The organism is Dysgonomonas sp. 511, assembly GCF_010501105.1.
Classification (GTDB): Bacteria; Bacteroidota; Bacteroidia; order Bacteroidales; family Dysgonomonadaceae; genus Dysgonomonas.
Genome location: NZ_QVMQ01000012.1, coordinates 35,668 through 51,451, shown reverse-complemented (window position 1 = coordinate 51,451; position 15,784 = coordinate 35,668). Strand labels below are relative to the sequence as shown.

Genomic DNA, 15,784 nt, shown 5'->3' with positions numbered 1-15,784 from the left:
TGTAACTCGTAACTATGAAAATAGGTATCATGCAGCCTTACTTCCTGCCGTATATCGGATATTTCCAACTGCTGAACGCTGTGGACAAATATGTGATATACGACAATATACAATTCACCAAAAAAGGCTGGATAAACCGTAACCGCATCTTGCAAAACGGAAAAGATACGCTAATAACCATACCTGTAGAAAAAGATTCGGATTATCTGGATGTGCGTGACAGGAGGATATCCTCATCGTTCGACAAGCAAAAACTTATAAACCAAATACGCGAATCGTATCGCAAAGCCCCGTATTTCAACGACGTAATGCCTATTGTAGAAGGCATTGTAAATTATAGCGAAACCAACCTGTTTCTTTATATTTACCACTCGGTAACGCAAATATGTAAATATCTGGAGATAGGTACGGAAATCATTATATCGTCTACCATCGGCATCGACCATTCGCTGAAAGGGCAGGACAAGGTAATAGCCATCTGCAAAGCTTTGAATGCCACCGACTATATCAACGCTATTGGCGGACAGGAATTATATCACGCAGAAGACTTTAAAAAAGAAAATATAAATTTGCATTTTATTTCTACCAACCCGGTTGAGTACACACAGTTCAAAAATGAGTTTGTAGCATGGCTATCCATTCTGGATGTAATAATGTTCAATCCCGTGGAGGAAGTAAGGAAAATGCTGGGAAATTATAAATTAATAAGCCCCCTTACCCCCAAGGGGGAAAAATCTCCCCTGTGGGGAGGACAGGAGGGGCCATTATGAAAGAAATAGGAGGTTTTTTTGAGCTTCAACTCCGTAAAGGAGAACATTACCATAAAGGTGCAGTACAATTGAATACTGCCCGCAATTGCCTTGAATATATACTTAGGGCAAAGAAGTACAGCAAGATATATATCCCGTACCTCGATTCGGAAGTGATATGGGAGCCAATAAAAAAACTGGGCGTAGACTATGAGTTTTACCCTGTAGATTTCAATCTCGACCCGATATTTGATAAGGAATTAGAAAAAGGTGAAGTGTTCTTCTACTCCGATACCTTCGGCATAAAATGCCTGACCGTAGATAAATTGGTGAAACGTTTTGGCAAACAATTGATTGTAGATAATACCCACGCTTTTTACTCACCACCCTACCCCGGTATAGACACCATATATTCGCCTCGCAAATTTTTCGGCCTGCCCGATGGTGCATATCTTTACACAGATACACTGCTCGATGAGGAATTTGAGCAGGACGATGCTATGCCGCATATGACACATTTGCTGAAACGTATCGAGTATGGCAGCGCAAGTGCCGCTTATCAGGATTTTCTCACCTATTGCGACAGCCTGATAGGACAACCCGTTAAACGGATGTCGAATCTGGGAGAAGCATTGCTGAAAAGCCTGGATTATGAAGACCTGAAAGAGAGGCAAATCCGCAATTTCCAATATTTGCACGCAGCATTGGGCAAATATAATCAGTTCGGATACGATGACTTTCCGGCTGATACCTGCCCGTTGAGCTATATGTTTTACTCGGAAGATATGGAATTGAGAAAAAAGCTGATAGACAGCAAGATATATGTGTCTACCTACTGGAAAGCGACATTGGATCTGGTTGAAAAAGATTCGGCAGAATACAAGGTGGTAAATTACTTGCTGCCACTTCCTTGCGACCATCGGTACGAGATAGAGGATATGGAGAGGATAGTGGAAGTGATTACCCGCTAATTTTTTTTGATATTGGCATAGGTTTTTGCCAAACAAAAAACAGTATCTTTATCTATACATTAAAGAATAAAAGCGACAAAAAGTAACGGTGAAAAACAACCGGAAAAGTGTTACTTTTGTTACTTTTTTGCACCGCTCTCTCCGATGGGAGAGGGTTACAAGCCACAACAAGGAAGGGATAAAAGTAACATTGAAAAAATGACTAAAATGTGTTACTTTTGTTACTTTTTATCTTTAGCAAAAAAGAAGAAATATATAAAGACTCTTAAATACGTATGGCAATTATAAACCTTATATCGTCAGCCTTAAACATCAAGGCTTCGCAAATAGAGAAAACAATAGAACTCCTCGATTCGGGAGCAACAATCCCCTTTATCAGCCGCTACAGGAAAGAAGTAACAGGCGGTCTCGACGAAGTGCAGATTACAGCCATCAAGGAGCACAACGACAAATATAACGAACTGATAAAACGGAAGGAAACTATCCTGAAGTCGATAGACGAACAAGAAAAACTGACACCCGAACTCAAAGAACGGATCGAAAACTGCTGGGTATCGTCGGAACTCGAAGACATCTACCTGCCATACAAACCCAAACGCCAGACGCGCGCCGAGATAGCCCGTAAAAAAGGGCTTGAGCCTCTGGCTAAATTAATAATGGCCCAACATCCGATGGATGTGGAAGGGAAAGCACAACCGTTTGTAAAAGGAGATGTAAAAGATACAAAAGAGGCCATAGCCGGCGCACAGGATATTATAGCAGAATGGATAAACGAGGATGAATATGCCCGCAACACCATCCGCAACCTCTTTCAAAGGGATGCCATCATTACATCGAAGGTAGTAAAGGGCAAAGAGGAAGAAGGTGATAAATACCGCGATTATTTCGAGTATTCGGAAAAACTAAGTAAGGCTTCCTCGCACCGTATATTGGCAATACGGAGGGGAGAAGCGGAAGGAATATTGCGAGTAAGCATCTCTCCCGATGAAGATATGGCACTGGAAAGACTCGATAAACGCTTCCTGAAAGGTGACAATGACAATCAGGCTACAGAATGTGTTGCCGATGCCATAGAAGATTCATACAAACGCCTGCTGAAACCATCTATAGAAACAGAATTTGCCAACCTATCGAAAGAAAAAGCAGACGAAGAGGCTATCCGCGTATTCATCGAAAACCTGCGACAACTATTATTGTCGCCGCCATTGGGCGAAAAACGGGTATTGGGTATAGACCCCGGCTATCGTACAGGCTGTAAACTGGTTTGCCTCGATGCCGAAGGAAACCTGTTGCACAATGAAACCATTTATCCGCATCCCCCGCAAAACGAAACGTCGAAAGCAGGGAGCAAAATCGTAAAACTCGTCTCCACATACAATATAGATGCCATAGCCATAGGCAATGGAACAGCCAGCCGCGAAACCGAACGGTTTATAACCAACCTGCGCTACGAGAAAGAAGTTAAAGTATTTGTAGTCAGCGAGAATGGGGCATCCATCTATTCAGCCTCGAAAGTAGCACGCGAAGAGTTTCCCAATTATGACGTAACCGTTCGTGGGGCAGTTTCTATTGGCCGCCGCCTGATGGATCCTTTGGCCGAGCTGGTAAAAATAGATCCTAAGTCTATAGGTGTGGGGCAATACCAGCACGATGTAGACCAGACAAAACTGAAAAAGTCGCTCGACCTGACTGTCGAGAGTTGCGTAAACCTTGTTGGTGTAAATGTCAATACAGCCAGCAAGCACCTGCTTACTTATGTTTCGGGATTGGGGCCTACATTGGCACAGAACATTGTAGATTACAGGGCCGAACATGGGGCATTCAAGTCGCGCAAAGAATTGAAAAAGGTAGCCCGCATGGGAGAAAAGGCCTTTGAACAATGCGCAGGATTCCTCCGTATTGCAGGGGCAGACAACCCGTTGGATAATTCGGCTGTACACCCCGAAAGCTACCATATAGTAGAGCAAATGGCTAAAGACCTGAAATGTACCGTAAAGGACTTGATTGAAAACAAGGAACTTAAGAAATCGCTCGAACTGGATAAATATGTAACCAAAACTACCGGTATGCCTACCCTCAACGATATAATGGAAGAGTTGGACAAGCCCGGACGCGACCCGCGTAAGGCAATTAAGATGTTCGAATTCGACCCTAGCATACGCACTATCGACGACTTGCGCGAAGGGATGGTGTTGCCGGGAATCGTTACCAACATCACCAACTTCGGTTGCTTTGTAGATGTGGGCATCAAAGAAAACGGGCTTGTACACATATCGGAACTTGCCGACCGCTTTGTATCTGATCCTACCGAGGTTGTTTCATTGCATCAACATGTAGAAGTGAAGGTATTGTCTGTCGATCTGGGGAGAAAAAGGGTACAGCTATCAATGAAATCATAAGGGCCTAGCTATTAGCCTCTAAGCAGACTAGCACGAAGTCCGGTTCTACCTGATACCGGGCTATGAAATTGTATCTATGCTTTGTCCTTGTCTCCGAAGCTGAAAATGTTCCTGCTGATTCGGGTTCGAACCTGCCGACAAACAAATGGTTGAGGAAGTCGACTCCTTCTGCATCCAAAAACTTAAACATCGCTTCTTTTGCCGACCAGTGCAATAGCAAGTGAATGAGTTCTTTGTCATCGTTGATATACTCATCGGAAGCTATCAGGCGGCTTCTTACCCGTTTGATTTTATCCGATATCTGTTCTATATCGAGTCCTATATCCTTGGTTTTATTGATGGCTACGGCAACATAACCTCTGGTATGCGATACGCTGATATGGTATGAATGATCTGCAAGAAAAGGTTTGCCCGAATCGTTGTAATAGACTTCCTTCTCCTCTCCTGTTAGTTCCCTGATAAGTATGCGGGCACACAGGATTTCGAGTCTGCGGGAAGGTGATTTTATCTCGTGGATATTCTCTATCCACTCCTGACGGCTTATTTGGGATAGAAGGTCTTCTTCCGGTTCTTCTACCTTCCAGATAGCAATGGAGGTATGGTCCGTTATACAATGTTTTAGGTATAGCATATTCTTTTGTAAGAAAAGGGAAATGGATAATGTACTCCAATCCCCCGTAAAAATACAAAAAGAGAGCTTATTATCAAAACTCTCTTCTATTTCAGGCCTTATGCGCGATTTACTTTTCGTCGAAAAAGTCTGCGGCTTTCTGGCTTATATCGTGTGCGCTCTTTCTCGTCTTTTCTGCTATATCATCCACTTTATCAGCTAATTTGTCGGTATAGCTTTGAGTTTGTTTCGAAACATTGCTAAAGAAGCTCTTCACCTTGTTTACAACGTCTTCCGATTTTCCCTTGAAGAATTTCTCCCAGTCGATATCCAGTCCTTCCTTGTCCATGTAGTCCATTACAACACCTACGGCTTTTATTGCCTGGTCTTGTGTCAACCCAACTTCATCTTGAAGTTTCTTTATCAGATTTTCCATAACTCTATATTTCATTTGTTATTACTGAAATATTAAACAACTGATATGACAAAAGGTTTGAACCGAGAGTAAAAGAAGCTCATTGCAATTCTCCCCGTCTAAAATCTGAACCCTACAGACACTGATTTATTCCTGTTTTTCAATGGTTGGTTCGGGTCGCCCGATACATTATAGAACCCATGCTCGTAGGAAAAGTTAACAGTATATATATCGTAAACAAAACCGACTTTGGCTATTGCTCCATAGTCCCAACGGTTCCAATACGATAGCCCGAAGGTTTCCCTGTCAAACACCGTCAGGGTTTGAGGCATCTCGACACCATCCTGCACAACAGTCTGGATACCTTCTTCATGGTGGTTTCCTTTAAAACCATATGCCAGATATCCGCCGACATTGAAATTGACTGCAAACTTCTTGGTAAGGAACACCTCATATCCGAGGCACAGCGGTACTTGAAGGTAACTTGCTGCAGTCTCCCTTATAGTATCGCCCATATATACTGTATTAGTCCCGTTATCTACTCTTTTTTCTTCGATATGCTGTTTCAGTCCTCGCTTAGTGACCCAAAAGCCTGTTTGAATCTGCACATTTCCTAATATCTTGAAGTTCAGATTTGCACCCAAAAACATTCCAAGCTTTGGCTCTTTGTACTTATTTGCACCTTGTATGTCCATCTCGGCAAAATTCAAACCCATATGAAAATCTGTCGTAAATTTCTTCTTCACGCGTTGAGCATAAAGGCCATTGATAGATAACAATAAAAGGCCGGATAGGATCAATATTCTTAACAATGTCTTCATAAAGCTGTATATAGAGTCACAAAGTTATAATAATTAATTATATATCAAGCTAAACAACTTGCTTTCGTCTAAAATTTCATTGGCAACTTCCACTATCTGCCTCGCTGTTATCAGTTCTATCTTCTTGAAGGTTTCGTCTAGGGTATTGAAATGATTATGATGAAGAAAACTCTTACCCAATGCCAAGGCTAGGTTCTCCTTATTATCATTCATTACTCCTATTTGCCCCATCAATTGCTTCTTGGCTCTGTGCAACTGCGTCGTAGTCAACTCTTGGGTTTTAATCTTTTGCAATTCTTTATGTACCAAGCTAATACATCTATCGAGATTATCTTTGTCGCAGCCAAAATATATAGATAAGATACCGGAATCGCTGTAGGCTGTAACCGAAGAGTCTACATTGTAGACAAAGCCATATTTCTCTCTAAGTGAAAGGTTCAAGCGGCTGTTCATCCCCGGGCCACCAAGTATATTGTTGAGCAAATGCAGTATTTTCCTGTTTGGATTATATAAGGAATACGACCGGCTGCCAATCGTCGTGTGCACCTGCGAGGTATCTCTTCTGTCTTTTTTATGTACGGGCATACATTCAGCGGGAGCTATCCTATGGCTTTGATTTTCAAGAACGGGTAAGTCTGATAAATATTTCTCGGCCCAATATACAATCTTCTTGAAACTGGTATTGCCCAACGAGAAGAATACTGTATTAGATGGCAAATAATATCTGGATATAAACTTTTTGGCCTTATCCGTGTCAAACGACAGCAAAGAAGCCTCATCGCCCAATATATTATGTCCTATCTGCGAACCGTCGAACACAATGTTTTCAAACTCATCGAATATCAGTTCCGAAGGGCTGTCTTCGTATGAATGTATCTCATCGATGATGACTTCCACCTCTTTATCTATCTCCCGCTGGGGAAACCGGGAATGGAATGTCATATCTGTAAGCAGTTCGAAAACCCGTGCAAAATGTTCTTCGAGAAAGGCGGCATAAACAACAGTCTCTTCCTTGTTGGTATAGGCATTTAGTTCGCCTCCTATATCTTCTATTCTATTGATAATCTGGCGTGAGCTCCGTTTTTCCGACCCTTTGAAAAGCATATGCTCTATAAAGTGAGCCATGCCAAATTCGTCTGCATTTTCGTCGCGGGTTCCGGCATTCACAATGAAACCACAGTAGGAAACATCTCCCGCAACAGGCTTGTGTACAATACGAAGACCGTTTTTTAAGGTGTGTGACTGATATGCTGTTATTTTCATATCAACCCCTCTGGCAGAGCCACATACAATGTTTTATTGGGAGCATCTACCTCTTCTATAAAATCTTCGGTAGCCGGTATTATCAATTCGCCATTGTCGCCGTTTATAAGAAAGAGAGCATTTATGGTTTTTTCGTCCACAGCTTCTATTATACCCAACTTATCTTCCTTATTATTAACCACTGTGAAGCCGATGAAGAAATTCCATGAATAGGCAATGTCTTCGGTTTCGTTTTCATCATAATACTTCCGGGGGAAATATACTTCGAGCCCTGCCAACCGTGAGGCTTTTTCTTCCGAGTCGATATCCTCAATCGTTATCAGAGCGGTATCTTTTCCTTTAAATCTGTATTCTTCGATAAAGAAAGGTACGTATATGCCATCAACCATGCATATGAGATACGGGCAATCGACACGGTCGAACACATCGTTTTCGAATACAAAGTTTATTTCGCCCTTTATGCCGTGAGGTTTAGTCAGCTTACCTATTTTAAATATTTCACTCTCCTTTATCATGTCAGAAAACAAATGGATAAGTACTATTTTTTCTTCTGGTTGTTCTTTTTGCCGTTGTTGTTATTATTGTTGTTGTTGCGTTGCCCCAGTTCTTTCATTTCCGGCAATTTCAGATCCGAACCCCGCACATCTATTTTCTTGTCCGACAGTTCGTATAAATCTACAAATATCTTCTGATCCTCCACATCTTTATTCCATTGTATATAAGACTTTTTCATGTGGGTAGCTACCAGCAATACAAATTGTTCTTTCTCTACAGGGTCTTCTATGTCTCCTGCCATTTTCGCCATCTTCTCCAATGTTTTGCCATAGTGGCGGTACTTCATATCGGGGCGGCTATAGTCCAGTTTGTCCGGTTTGGAGAAAAGGTCTTCCTTTTTAATTATCTCGTAAGGATAATCAATATCCAACTTGAAATCGGCCATTATAGCCAGATGATCCCAAAGGATATGTTTAAAATCATTTACATCGCGCAGATGCGGAAACATGTTTCCCATGATGTTGATTATCGTATTTGCACAACGTTTGCGCTCGTCACGCTCGGGAATAGTCAGGCAATGATCTACCATATTCTGTATATTCCGTCCATACTCAGGCAAAGCCAGTTTTTTGAGTTGGGTATTATATTCCATTTTATATTATTGGGTTATGATTCTTTTTCAACCGGGCCGATTCTTCAATTATTTGTCTTTGTAGTCTGTATATCAAAATCCATCGGCCGAAATAGGACTACAAAGATAATATTTTTGTCGGAAACCAACATCCTGAGCATATACAATTCTCAAATAAGAGGATAATTTTTATGTAGCTGTACTTAGCTTTATTAGCTACTATTTTTTATTTTACACTTTCTTTAAAATTTCCAGGCTTGAAAAAAGCCGATATTTTTTATAGCTTTGCCGTATATTTTTCACTTCAGAAAAAGGTAAAAACAGAAATGCCATGCCGAGCAAACTGATATTTAAAGGGTTCACCCCACAAACCTTCCAGTTCTTCCGCGACCTGAAAGAAAATAACTATAAAGAGTGGTTCGATGCCAATAAGCATATTTACGAATCGGAACTGTTGAACCCTTTGAAAGCCTTGTTCACTGCCCTTTCGCCGGCAATGCACAATATTGATGGCGCATTCGAAATGCGTCCTCACCGTGGCATATCGCGCATATACCGCGATATCCGTTTCTCGAAGAATAAAAATCCTTATAAGGAATTTATGTGGCTGACCTTTCAGATACCTGCCAGCCGTGAGGAATGGAAAGATTACCCGGGCTATTTTATGGAGATCGGGGCCGACAGGTACACATTAGGCCTGGGGCTATTCCAGCCCAAAAAGAAAGTGATGGATGCCCTGAGAGACGAAATAACATACGATGCCGAAGAGTTTCAGCGCGTTACGCAGGAAACCGTATTAGACAGAGGCTATACCGTAAACGGTGAAGAATATAAACGCCCTATACCAAACGACTTGCCCCAGTATTTCCAACCGTGGATACAACGTAAGGGCATTTGGGTAGAGAAAGTAAGGCCGATAGGCGAGGAAGTTTATTCCGAAAAATTCGCCGAAATGATAAAGGATGATTTTGTAGCCTTGGAGTGGTTGTATAACTTTATGAAGGAGGCAACACTGATATAAAGCCTCTTGCCCTTCGGGGACTGGAGGTATTTCTTATAACTTGCAACCGGTAACAGCCTTGAAGGGCGAAGTAACCGGTAACTAAATAATTAAAATATCATATGAAAAAAATCAGAGCAGCAATCGTCGGATATGGTAATATCGGACAATATGTACTGGATGCGATACTTACATCGCCCGATTTTGAAGTAGCAGGAATCGTTCGCCGCGATCCCAATAACGTTCCCGAAGAATTGAAACAATATAAAGTCGTTAAAAGCATAAAGGAACTAGATGGCATAGATGTAGCCGTGCTTTGCACCCCAACACGCAGTGTAGAAGAATATGCAAAAGAATGTCTTGCATTGGGTATCAATACAGTAGACAGTTATGATATACATGGCGGTATTGTAGACCTGCGCCGCAGCCTCGATGCCGCAGCTAAGGCAGGCAAGGCGGTTTCTATCATTTCTGCCGGATGGGATCCGGGTACAGACTCTATGGTGCGTTCTATGCTTGAGTTTATGGCCCCTAAAGGTGTTACATATACCAATTTCGGACCCGGCATGAGCATGGGGCATACAGTAGCCGTAAAAGCTATAAAAGGAGTAAAAGCAGCCCTTTCTATGACTATTCCGCTAGGAACAAGCATTCACCGCCGCATGGTTTACATCGAGGTAGAAGACGGGTATAAATTCGAAGAGGTAGTGGCAGCCATAAAGTCCGACGATTATTTCGTTCACGACGAAACCCACGTAATGCAGGTAGACAATGTAGACAACCTGAAAGATATGGGGCACGGGGTGAATATGGTGCGTAAAGGTGTTTCGGGTGCAACCCAGAACCAGTTGTTCGATTTCAATATGAAGATCAACAATCCAGCCCTTACTGCACAGGTACTTGTGGCTTCGGCGCGCGCTACCATGAAGCAGCAACCGGGAGCATATACTATGATCGAAGTGCCTGTTATCGACTATATATATGGCGATAAGGAGGCATTGATAAAGAAACTGGTGTAAATTTAAGCATCCGGGTTGCTCCGTGGTTCAAAACCAAAGCGATACCAGAAATATAGGAACAGGGAAGCTCAAGACGCTTCCCCGTTTTTTATATATGCGCATAAAAAGTTATCTTTGCGCACAAATAAGAAAAAATATGATTTGTTTTCCGAATGCAAAAATAAATCTGGGTTTGAACATCGTTTCGAAAAGGAATGACGGCTATCACAACCTCGAAACAATCTTTTACCCTATACCCGTCAAAGATGCCCTCGAAATAATAGTAAAGGAAAACCAGCAGGAAGACTCATTCGTAGAAGCAGGTCTTCGGGTAGGCTCCGTTCCCGCCGACAATCTGGCAGTGAAAGCCCTGAAGCTGATGCGGACGCACTACAATTTCCCTTCGGTCGAAGTGCACTTGTTGAAAAAAATACCATTTGGCGCAGGATTGGGAGGAGGCTCGGCTGATGCTGCATTTATGCTTCGTCTGTTAAATAACACTTTTTCGTTGGGTGCATCCGATTCAGAATTGGCTGGTTTAGCCTTCCGGTTGGGAGCTGATTGCCCGTTCTTTATATACAATCGTCCTGTATTTGCATCGGGTATCGGAGACGTTTTCGAAGATGTTAGCCTTTCGCTCAGAGGGTACTATTTTGTATTAGTGAAACCGGACATCCATATCTCAACGCGGGAGGCCTTTGCCGATATTACGCCAAAAGAGCTGCAACTATCGCTCAAAGAGGTAATAGCCAAGCCGGTAGAAGAATGGAAAAGCCTGATGGTAAACGATTTCGAAAAAAGTATCTTTGCCCGCCATCCACAGATAAGGGAGATAAAAGAGGAGCTTTATAGCCAAGGGGCGATATATGCATCCATGTCGGGTTCCGGCTCGTCGGTTTATGCTATTTGCAAGACTGATAATATAAATACAGAAACTTTCGGCGGCAGCTTCGTTAGCAAAGGAGTCTTTGAATAGTTTTTGCCTTTGGTTAACTATATTTAGTATGCAGAAGTGTAAATAAAATATTTAAATTTTAGCGAAAATATTTCTTATAGGTTCTTTAGTATAGTTCTTAGCAACTTTTTTATGCTCTTTTTAGCGTATTTTCCACATTTTACTCTCGGCTTAGCCCGCTAAACCAGCAAGTAAAACACATAAAATCCATCTAAAAACAGCTATAAAAAAGATTTGCTATAAAATTTAAACAGACTCTTAAAACCTGAATATTATACAATAATATAAATGAAGAAGAACCCTATATATTTTGTCGCCATAGCCTGCATTTGTTTTCTGGCTTTGGTTTTCCTTTCTAACCAGAGTAACGAAAATGCCAAGACACAACCTCCTTTCGTCATGTCGCTGACCAAGTCGATAGAAGTACCCGACAAAGTAGAGTTTGCCGGCGAAGAAATAAAACTGGAAAGATACGATATGCACGAGCGTTACGACCGCGAAATAAACGGGTTCACATACCTGCATTCTACTACTTTGTTGTTGATTAAGAGAGCAAACCGCTATTTTCCCATAATAGAGCCTATCTTGAAAGAAAACGGTATCCCCGACGATTTTAAGTATCTGGCAGTAATAGAAAGCAATCTAAACCACCGCGCTGTATCTTCCGCCAGTGCAGCCGGAATGTGGCAGTTTATGCCGAAGACAGCGCCATCGTACGGGCTCGAAGTGTCGTCGGAGGTAGACGAACGCTATTCGATAGAAAAGGCAACGAAAGCAGCATGTAAATATTTCAAGCAGGCTTATGCCAAATATGGTAGCTGGGCGAGTGTTGCCTTGTCGTACAACGGTGGGCAGGGACGCATCAGCGGCGAACTGGAAAAGCAACAGGCGGAAGATGGGCTAGATCTTTGGCTGGTAGACGAAACCACCCGTTACTATTTCCGTATGCTTGCTATCAAGCAGATATTCGAAGCCCCATACAGATATGGCTTTGTATTGAAAGAAAAAGATTTATATAAACCAATTGAATTTACAAGTGTTGTAGTAAAGCAAACAATACCCGACCTGGCAGCTTTTGCCAAAGAAAAAGGTATAACTTATGCACAACTGAAAGATTTTAACCCCTGGCTTCGCGACAGGAAACTGACAATTTCCGCCAAAAGCCAGAATACATATACGATACTCATCCCTACTCAGGAATCGCTTTACTATAAAAAGGGCGAACGGATGAAAGTCCACAACAGGAAATGGGTATCGAACAACAGATAAAACAAGGAAGGTTACAAGACTTGATGGAAACAAATATACCAGAAGAAAAAGAGAAGATCAACGTGTATGGCGCACGCGTGCACAATCTCAAAAATATTGATGTAGAAATACCCCGCGACTCGCTCGTAGTCATTACAGGACTTAGCGGAAGCGGCAAATCGTCACTGGCTTTCGATACCATTTTTGCCGAAGGACAACGCAGGTATATCGAAACATTTTCGGCGTATGCCCGCAATTTTCTTGGCGGTATGGAACGTCCCGATGTTGACAAGATTACAGGCTTAAGCCCGGTAATATCCATCGAACAAAAGACTACGAACCGCAATCCCCGTTCTACAGTAGGCACTACTACCGAGATTTACGACTTCCTGCGCCTGCTCTATGCGCGTGCCGGAGATGCTTATTCGTATCTCACCGGGGAGAAGATGGTGAAATACACCGAGGAACAAATACTCGAATTGATACTCGAACGCTATGTAGGCAAACGTATCTATTTGCTTGCTCCTGTGGTGCGCAACCGTAAGGGGCACTACAAGGAACTGTTCGAACAAATAAATAAGAAGGGCTACCTTACAGTGCGTGTCGATGGTGCTATCCGCGAGATAATCCCAGGCATGCGCCTCGATAGGTATAAGATGCACAGTGTGGAAGTTGTTATCGACAAAATGGTAGTATCCAACAAGTTTGCCGACAACCTGAAAGCCAGCCTGCGCACAGCGATGAAGATGGGCGAGGGGCTGATAATGATACAGGATGCCGACAATGAAGAAGTACGCCATTTCAGCCGGCAGTTGATGTGTCCGTCTACAGGTTTGTCGTATAGCGAGCCTGCGCCGCATACCTTTTCGTTCAACTCGCCCTATGGGGCTTGTCCCAAATGTAAAGGACTGGGGATAGTCAACCAGATAGATATAGATAAGATTGTGCCGAAACCCAATCAAAGCATCTATGCTGGTGGTATAGTTCCATTGGGGAAATATAAAAACTCGTTGTTCTTCTGGCAAATAGAAGCCATTTGCGAAAAATATGACGTATCTATCAAGACGCCAATAAAGGATATACCGCAGGAGGCAATGGACGAAATAATGTTTGGTACGGACGAGCGTTTGCAGATAAAAAACGAGTCGCTCGGTAGTTCCAACTACGTGGTTGCGTTCGAAGGCGTAGCCAAATATATAGAGATGCAGCAGGATAGCGATTCGTCGGCCACGGCACAGAAGTGGGCAGAACAGTTTGTAAAGACAGATGTTTGCCCCGACTGCAACGGCCAGCGTCTCAACAAAGAAGCCCTGCACTACAAGATAAATGGTAAGAATATTGCCGACCTTGCAGTAATGGATATTAAAACCCTTTACGAGTGGATACAGGATATGGACGACCATATATCCGACAGGCAAAAGGCAATAGCCGTAGAAATAAAGAAAGAAATAGTATCACGCTTGTCCTTTCTGCTCGATGTGGGATTGAACTACCTGTCGCTCAACCGTCCGTCTGTTACCCTTTCGGGAGGGGAGAGCCAGCGCATACGCCTTGCCACCCAGATAGGTTCGCAACTGGTAAATGTGCTTTACATACTTGATGAACCTAGCATTGGCCTTCATCAGCGCGACAACGACCGCTTGATAGACTCACTCAAGAAGCTGCGCGATACAGGCAATTCGGTCATTGTAGTAGAACACGACAAAGAGATAATGCTCGATGCCGATTATGTGGTCGATCTGGGGCCTTATGCCGGACGTCGCGGCGGAAAGGTTGTTTTCTCGGGTACTCCGCAGGAAATGATGAAAGCCAATACCATGACTGCCGACTATCTGAACGGACGGCTCAAAATAGAAGTGCCGAAGAAACGCAGGCGTGGCAATGGCAAGAAGATAACAATAAAAGGAGCTACAGGGCACAACCTGAAAGATGTGTCGGTTTCTTTCCCACTCAATACATTTATATGTGTTACAGGGGTATCGGGTAGTGGCAAGTCGAGCCTTATCAACGGTACATTGCAGCCGATACTAAGCCAACACCTGTACCGTTCGCTGACCGACCCATTGCCTTATAGGTCGTTTGAAGGGATAGACAATGTGGATAAGGTAATAAGTGTAGACCAATCGCCTATCGGGCGTACCCCACGTTCCAATCCGGCTACATATACAGGAGTATTTTCGGATATACGCAACCTGTATGTCAATCTACCCGAATCGAAGATAAGGGGATACAAGGCAGGGCGTTTTTCGTTCAACGTAAAAGGCGGTCGTTGCGAAGTTTGTAGCGGAAACGGATACAAGACCATTGCGATGAATTTCCTACCCGATGTATATGTGCCTTGCGAAGAATGCCACGGCAAGCGTTACAATCGTGAGACTTTAGAGGTACGCTTCAAAGGCAAGTCGATAGCCGATGTGCTGGATATGACTATAAATATGGCTGTCGAATTTTTCGAGAATGTTCCTGTTATCCTGCAAAAAGTGAAGATGTTGCAAGAAGTAGGCTTAGGCTATATCAAACTGGGGCAGTCGTCTACTACCCTTTCGGGAGGAGAAAGCCAGCGTATTAAGCTTGCTGCCGAACTGGCACGTACCGATACAGGCAATACCATATACATATTGGACGAACCGACTACCGGGCTTCACTTCGAGGATATCCGTGTATTGCTGGCTGTGTTCAACAAACTTGTAGAGCGTGGCAATACGATTATAGTAATAGAACATAATCAGGATATAATAAAGAGTGCCGATTACATTATCGACATGGGGCCCGATGGAGGAGTTGGTGGTGGAATGGTTGTTGCTACCGGCAAACCGGAGAATGTGGTGAAGGTAAAAGACAGCTTTACAGCCGAATATCTGAAACAAGAATTGTCTGTTTAACTTTTTTAATAATAAAAACAAAAAAGTACTTTTTTATTCTTGTTTATAATCACTGATTTTGTATCTTTGCAAATATCAGTTGAGACTGAAAGAAAGAAAAAACAAGAAAGTCGATATTGGCTGTTTAAAAGCCTTTCGGCGAATAGAAATAAATGAGCACAGGGTTGGTTCCTGAAATGAATTTAAATTCATTTAGACCAAATTTCAGGCTGCAACCGACTCTATTGTGTAGTTTTGTAAAGTTTGTGTTAAGGTTGGGGAGTCTGCGAAGGTGATTTCGCGGGCTTTCTTTTTTTTATATGCTTGGCTGATTCGGTAGACATGCTTGGGAGGCTCGCCGGAATGTT

General features: G+C 42.8%; 14 protein-coding genes. 8 read left to right on the top strand and 6 right to left on the bottom strand.

All coding sequences use genetic code 11. The features are described 5' to 3' along the window. Window positions 1–14 precede the first annotated feature (14 nt). The 3 genes from D0T57_RS07415 to D0T57_RS07405 all read left to right on the top strand — a co-directional run bounded on the left by D0T57_RS07415 (window position 15) and on the right by D0T57_RS07405 (window position 4,119). On the top strand, window positions 15–770 hold the full coding sequence (locus tag D0T57_RS07415; protein ID WP_163272406.1) for a WbqC family protein: 756 nt from the start codon (window positions 15–17) through the stop codon (window positions 768–770). Next, window positions 767–1,720 carry a hypothetical protein gene (locus D0T57_RS07410; protein ID WP_163272404.1) on the top strand — a complete coding sequence of 318 codons (954 nt, stop codon included), beginning with the start codon at window positions 767–769 and terminating at the stop codon, window positions 1,718–1,720. The genes D0T57_RS07415 and D0T57_RS07410 overlap by 4 nt, the downstream gene beginning before the upstream one ends. A gap of 275 nt (window positions 1,721–1,995) precedes the next feature. Further along, window positions 1,996–4,119, top strand: a complete 2,124-nt coding sequence (locus D0T57_RS07405) for a Tex family protein (RefSeq protein ID WP_163272402.1) — start codon at window positions 1,996–1,998, stop codon at window positions 4,117–4,119. A 4-nt stretch (window positions 4,120–4,123) separates the two neighbouring features. Here the strand turns inward: D0T57_RS07405 and D0T57_RS07400 are convergent, their stop codons facing one another. From D0T57_RS07400 to D0T57_RS07375, 6 genes are all read right to left on the bottom strand, one after another. Continuing rightward, window positions 4,124–4,750: a 4'-phosphopantetheinyl transferase superfamily protein gene (locus tag D0T57_RS07400; protein ID WP_163272400.1), complete on the bottom strand. Its 627-nt coding sequence runs from the start codon at window positions 4,748–4,750 to the stop codon at window positions 4,124–4,126. A gap of 109 nt (window positions 4,751–4,859) precedes the next feature. Continuing rightward, entirely contained in the window at window positions 4,860–5,180 is a 321-nt protein-coding gene (locus D0T57_RS15610) for a hypothetical protein (protein WP_185154643.1), read from the bottom strand. Between the two features lie 83 nt (window positions 5,181–5,263). Next, complete coding sequence (locus D0T57_RS07390; RefSeq protein WP_163272398.1) at window positions 5,264–5,965, bottom strand: outer membrane beta-barrel protein; 702 nt, start codon at window positions 5,963–5,965, stop codon at window positions 5,264–5,266. A 33-nt stretch (window positions 5,966–5,998) separates the two neighbouring features. Further along, a complete protein-coding gene (locus D0T57_RS07385; protein ID WP_185154642.1) occupies window positions 5,999–7,228 on the bottom strand; it encodes a pitrilysin family protein in 1,230 nt (409 codons plus the stop codon). Beyond that, the gene (gene rimM, locus D0T57_RS07380) at window positions 7,225–7,743 is read right to left on the bottom strand and encodes a ribosome maturation factor RimM (protein WP_163272396.1); all 519 of its coding nucleotides are present in this window, start codon (window positions 7,741–7,743) and stop codon (window positions 7,225–7,227) included. Before rimM ends, D0T57_RS07385 begins: the two co-directional genes overlap by 4 nt. Before the next feature lie 23 nt (window positions 7,744–7,766). Further along, window positions 7,767–8,375 carry a DUF4290 domain-containing protein gene (locus D0T57_RS07375; RefSeq protein WP_163272394.1) on the bottom strand — a complete coding sequence of 203 codons (609 nt, stop codon included), beginning with the start codon at window positions 8,373–8,375 and terminating at the stop codon, window positions 7,767–7,769. A gap of 310 nt (window positions 8,376–8,685) precedes the next feature. Here D0T57_RS07375 and D0T57_RS07370 point away from each other — a divergent pair, with 310 nt between their 5' ends. The 5 genes from D0T57_RS07370 (at window position 8,686) to uvrA (ending at window position 15,437) form a co-directional block, all read left to right on the top strand. After that, window positions 8,686–9,375 (top strand): DUF2461 domain-containing protein, encoded by a 690-nt coding sequence (locus D0T57_RS07370; protein WP_163272391.1) that lies wholly within the window; start codon window positions 8,686–8,688, stop codon window positions 9,373–9,375. 101 nt (window positions 9,376–9,476) lie between these two features. After that, on the top strand, window positions 9,477–10,373 hold the full coding sequence (locus D0T57_RS07365) for a diaminopimelate dehydrogenase (protein ID WP_163272389.1): 897 nt from the start codon (window positions 9,477–9,479) through the stop codon (window positions 10,371–10,373). A gap of 136 nt (window positions 10,374–10,509) precedes the next feature. Next, complete coding sequence (ispE, locus tag D0T57_RS07360) at window positions 10,510–11,328, top strand: 4-(cytidine 5'-diphospho)-2-C-methyl-D-erythritol kinase (RefSeq protein WP_163272387.1); 819 nt, start codon at window positions 10,510–10,512, stop codon at window positions 11,326–11,328. A gap of 378 nt (window positions 11,329–11,706) precedes the next feature. Continuing rightward, window positions 11,707–12,576 carry a lytic transglycosylase domain-containing protein gene (locus D0T57_RS07355; RefSeq protein WP_255490536.1) on the top strand — a complete coding sequence of 290 codons (870 nt, stop codon included), beginning with the start codon at window positions 11,707–11,709 and terminating at the stop codon, window positions 12,574–12,576. Between the two features lie 23 nt (window positions 12,577–12,599). Continuing rightward, complete coding sequence (uvrA, locus tag D0T57_RS07350) at window positions 12,600–15,437, top strand: excinuclease ABC subunit UvrA (RefSeq protein ID WP_163272485.1); 2,838 nt, start codon at window positions 12,600–12,602, stop codon at window positions 15,435–15,437. Window positions 15,438–15,784: the final 347 nt, after the last annotated feature.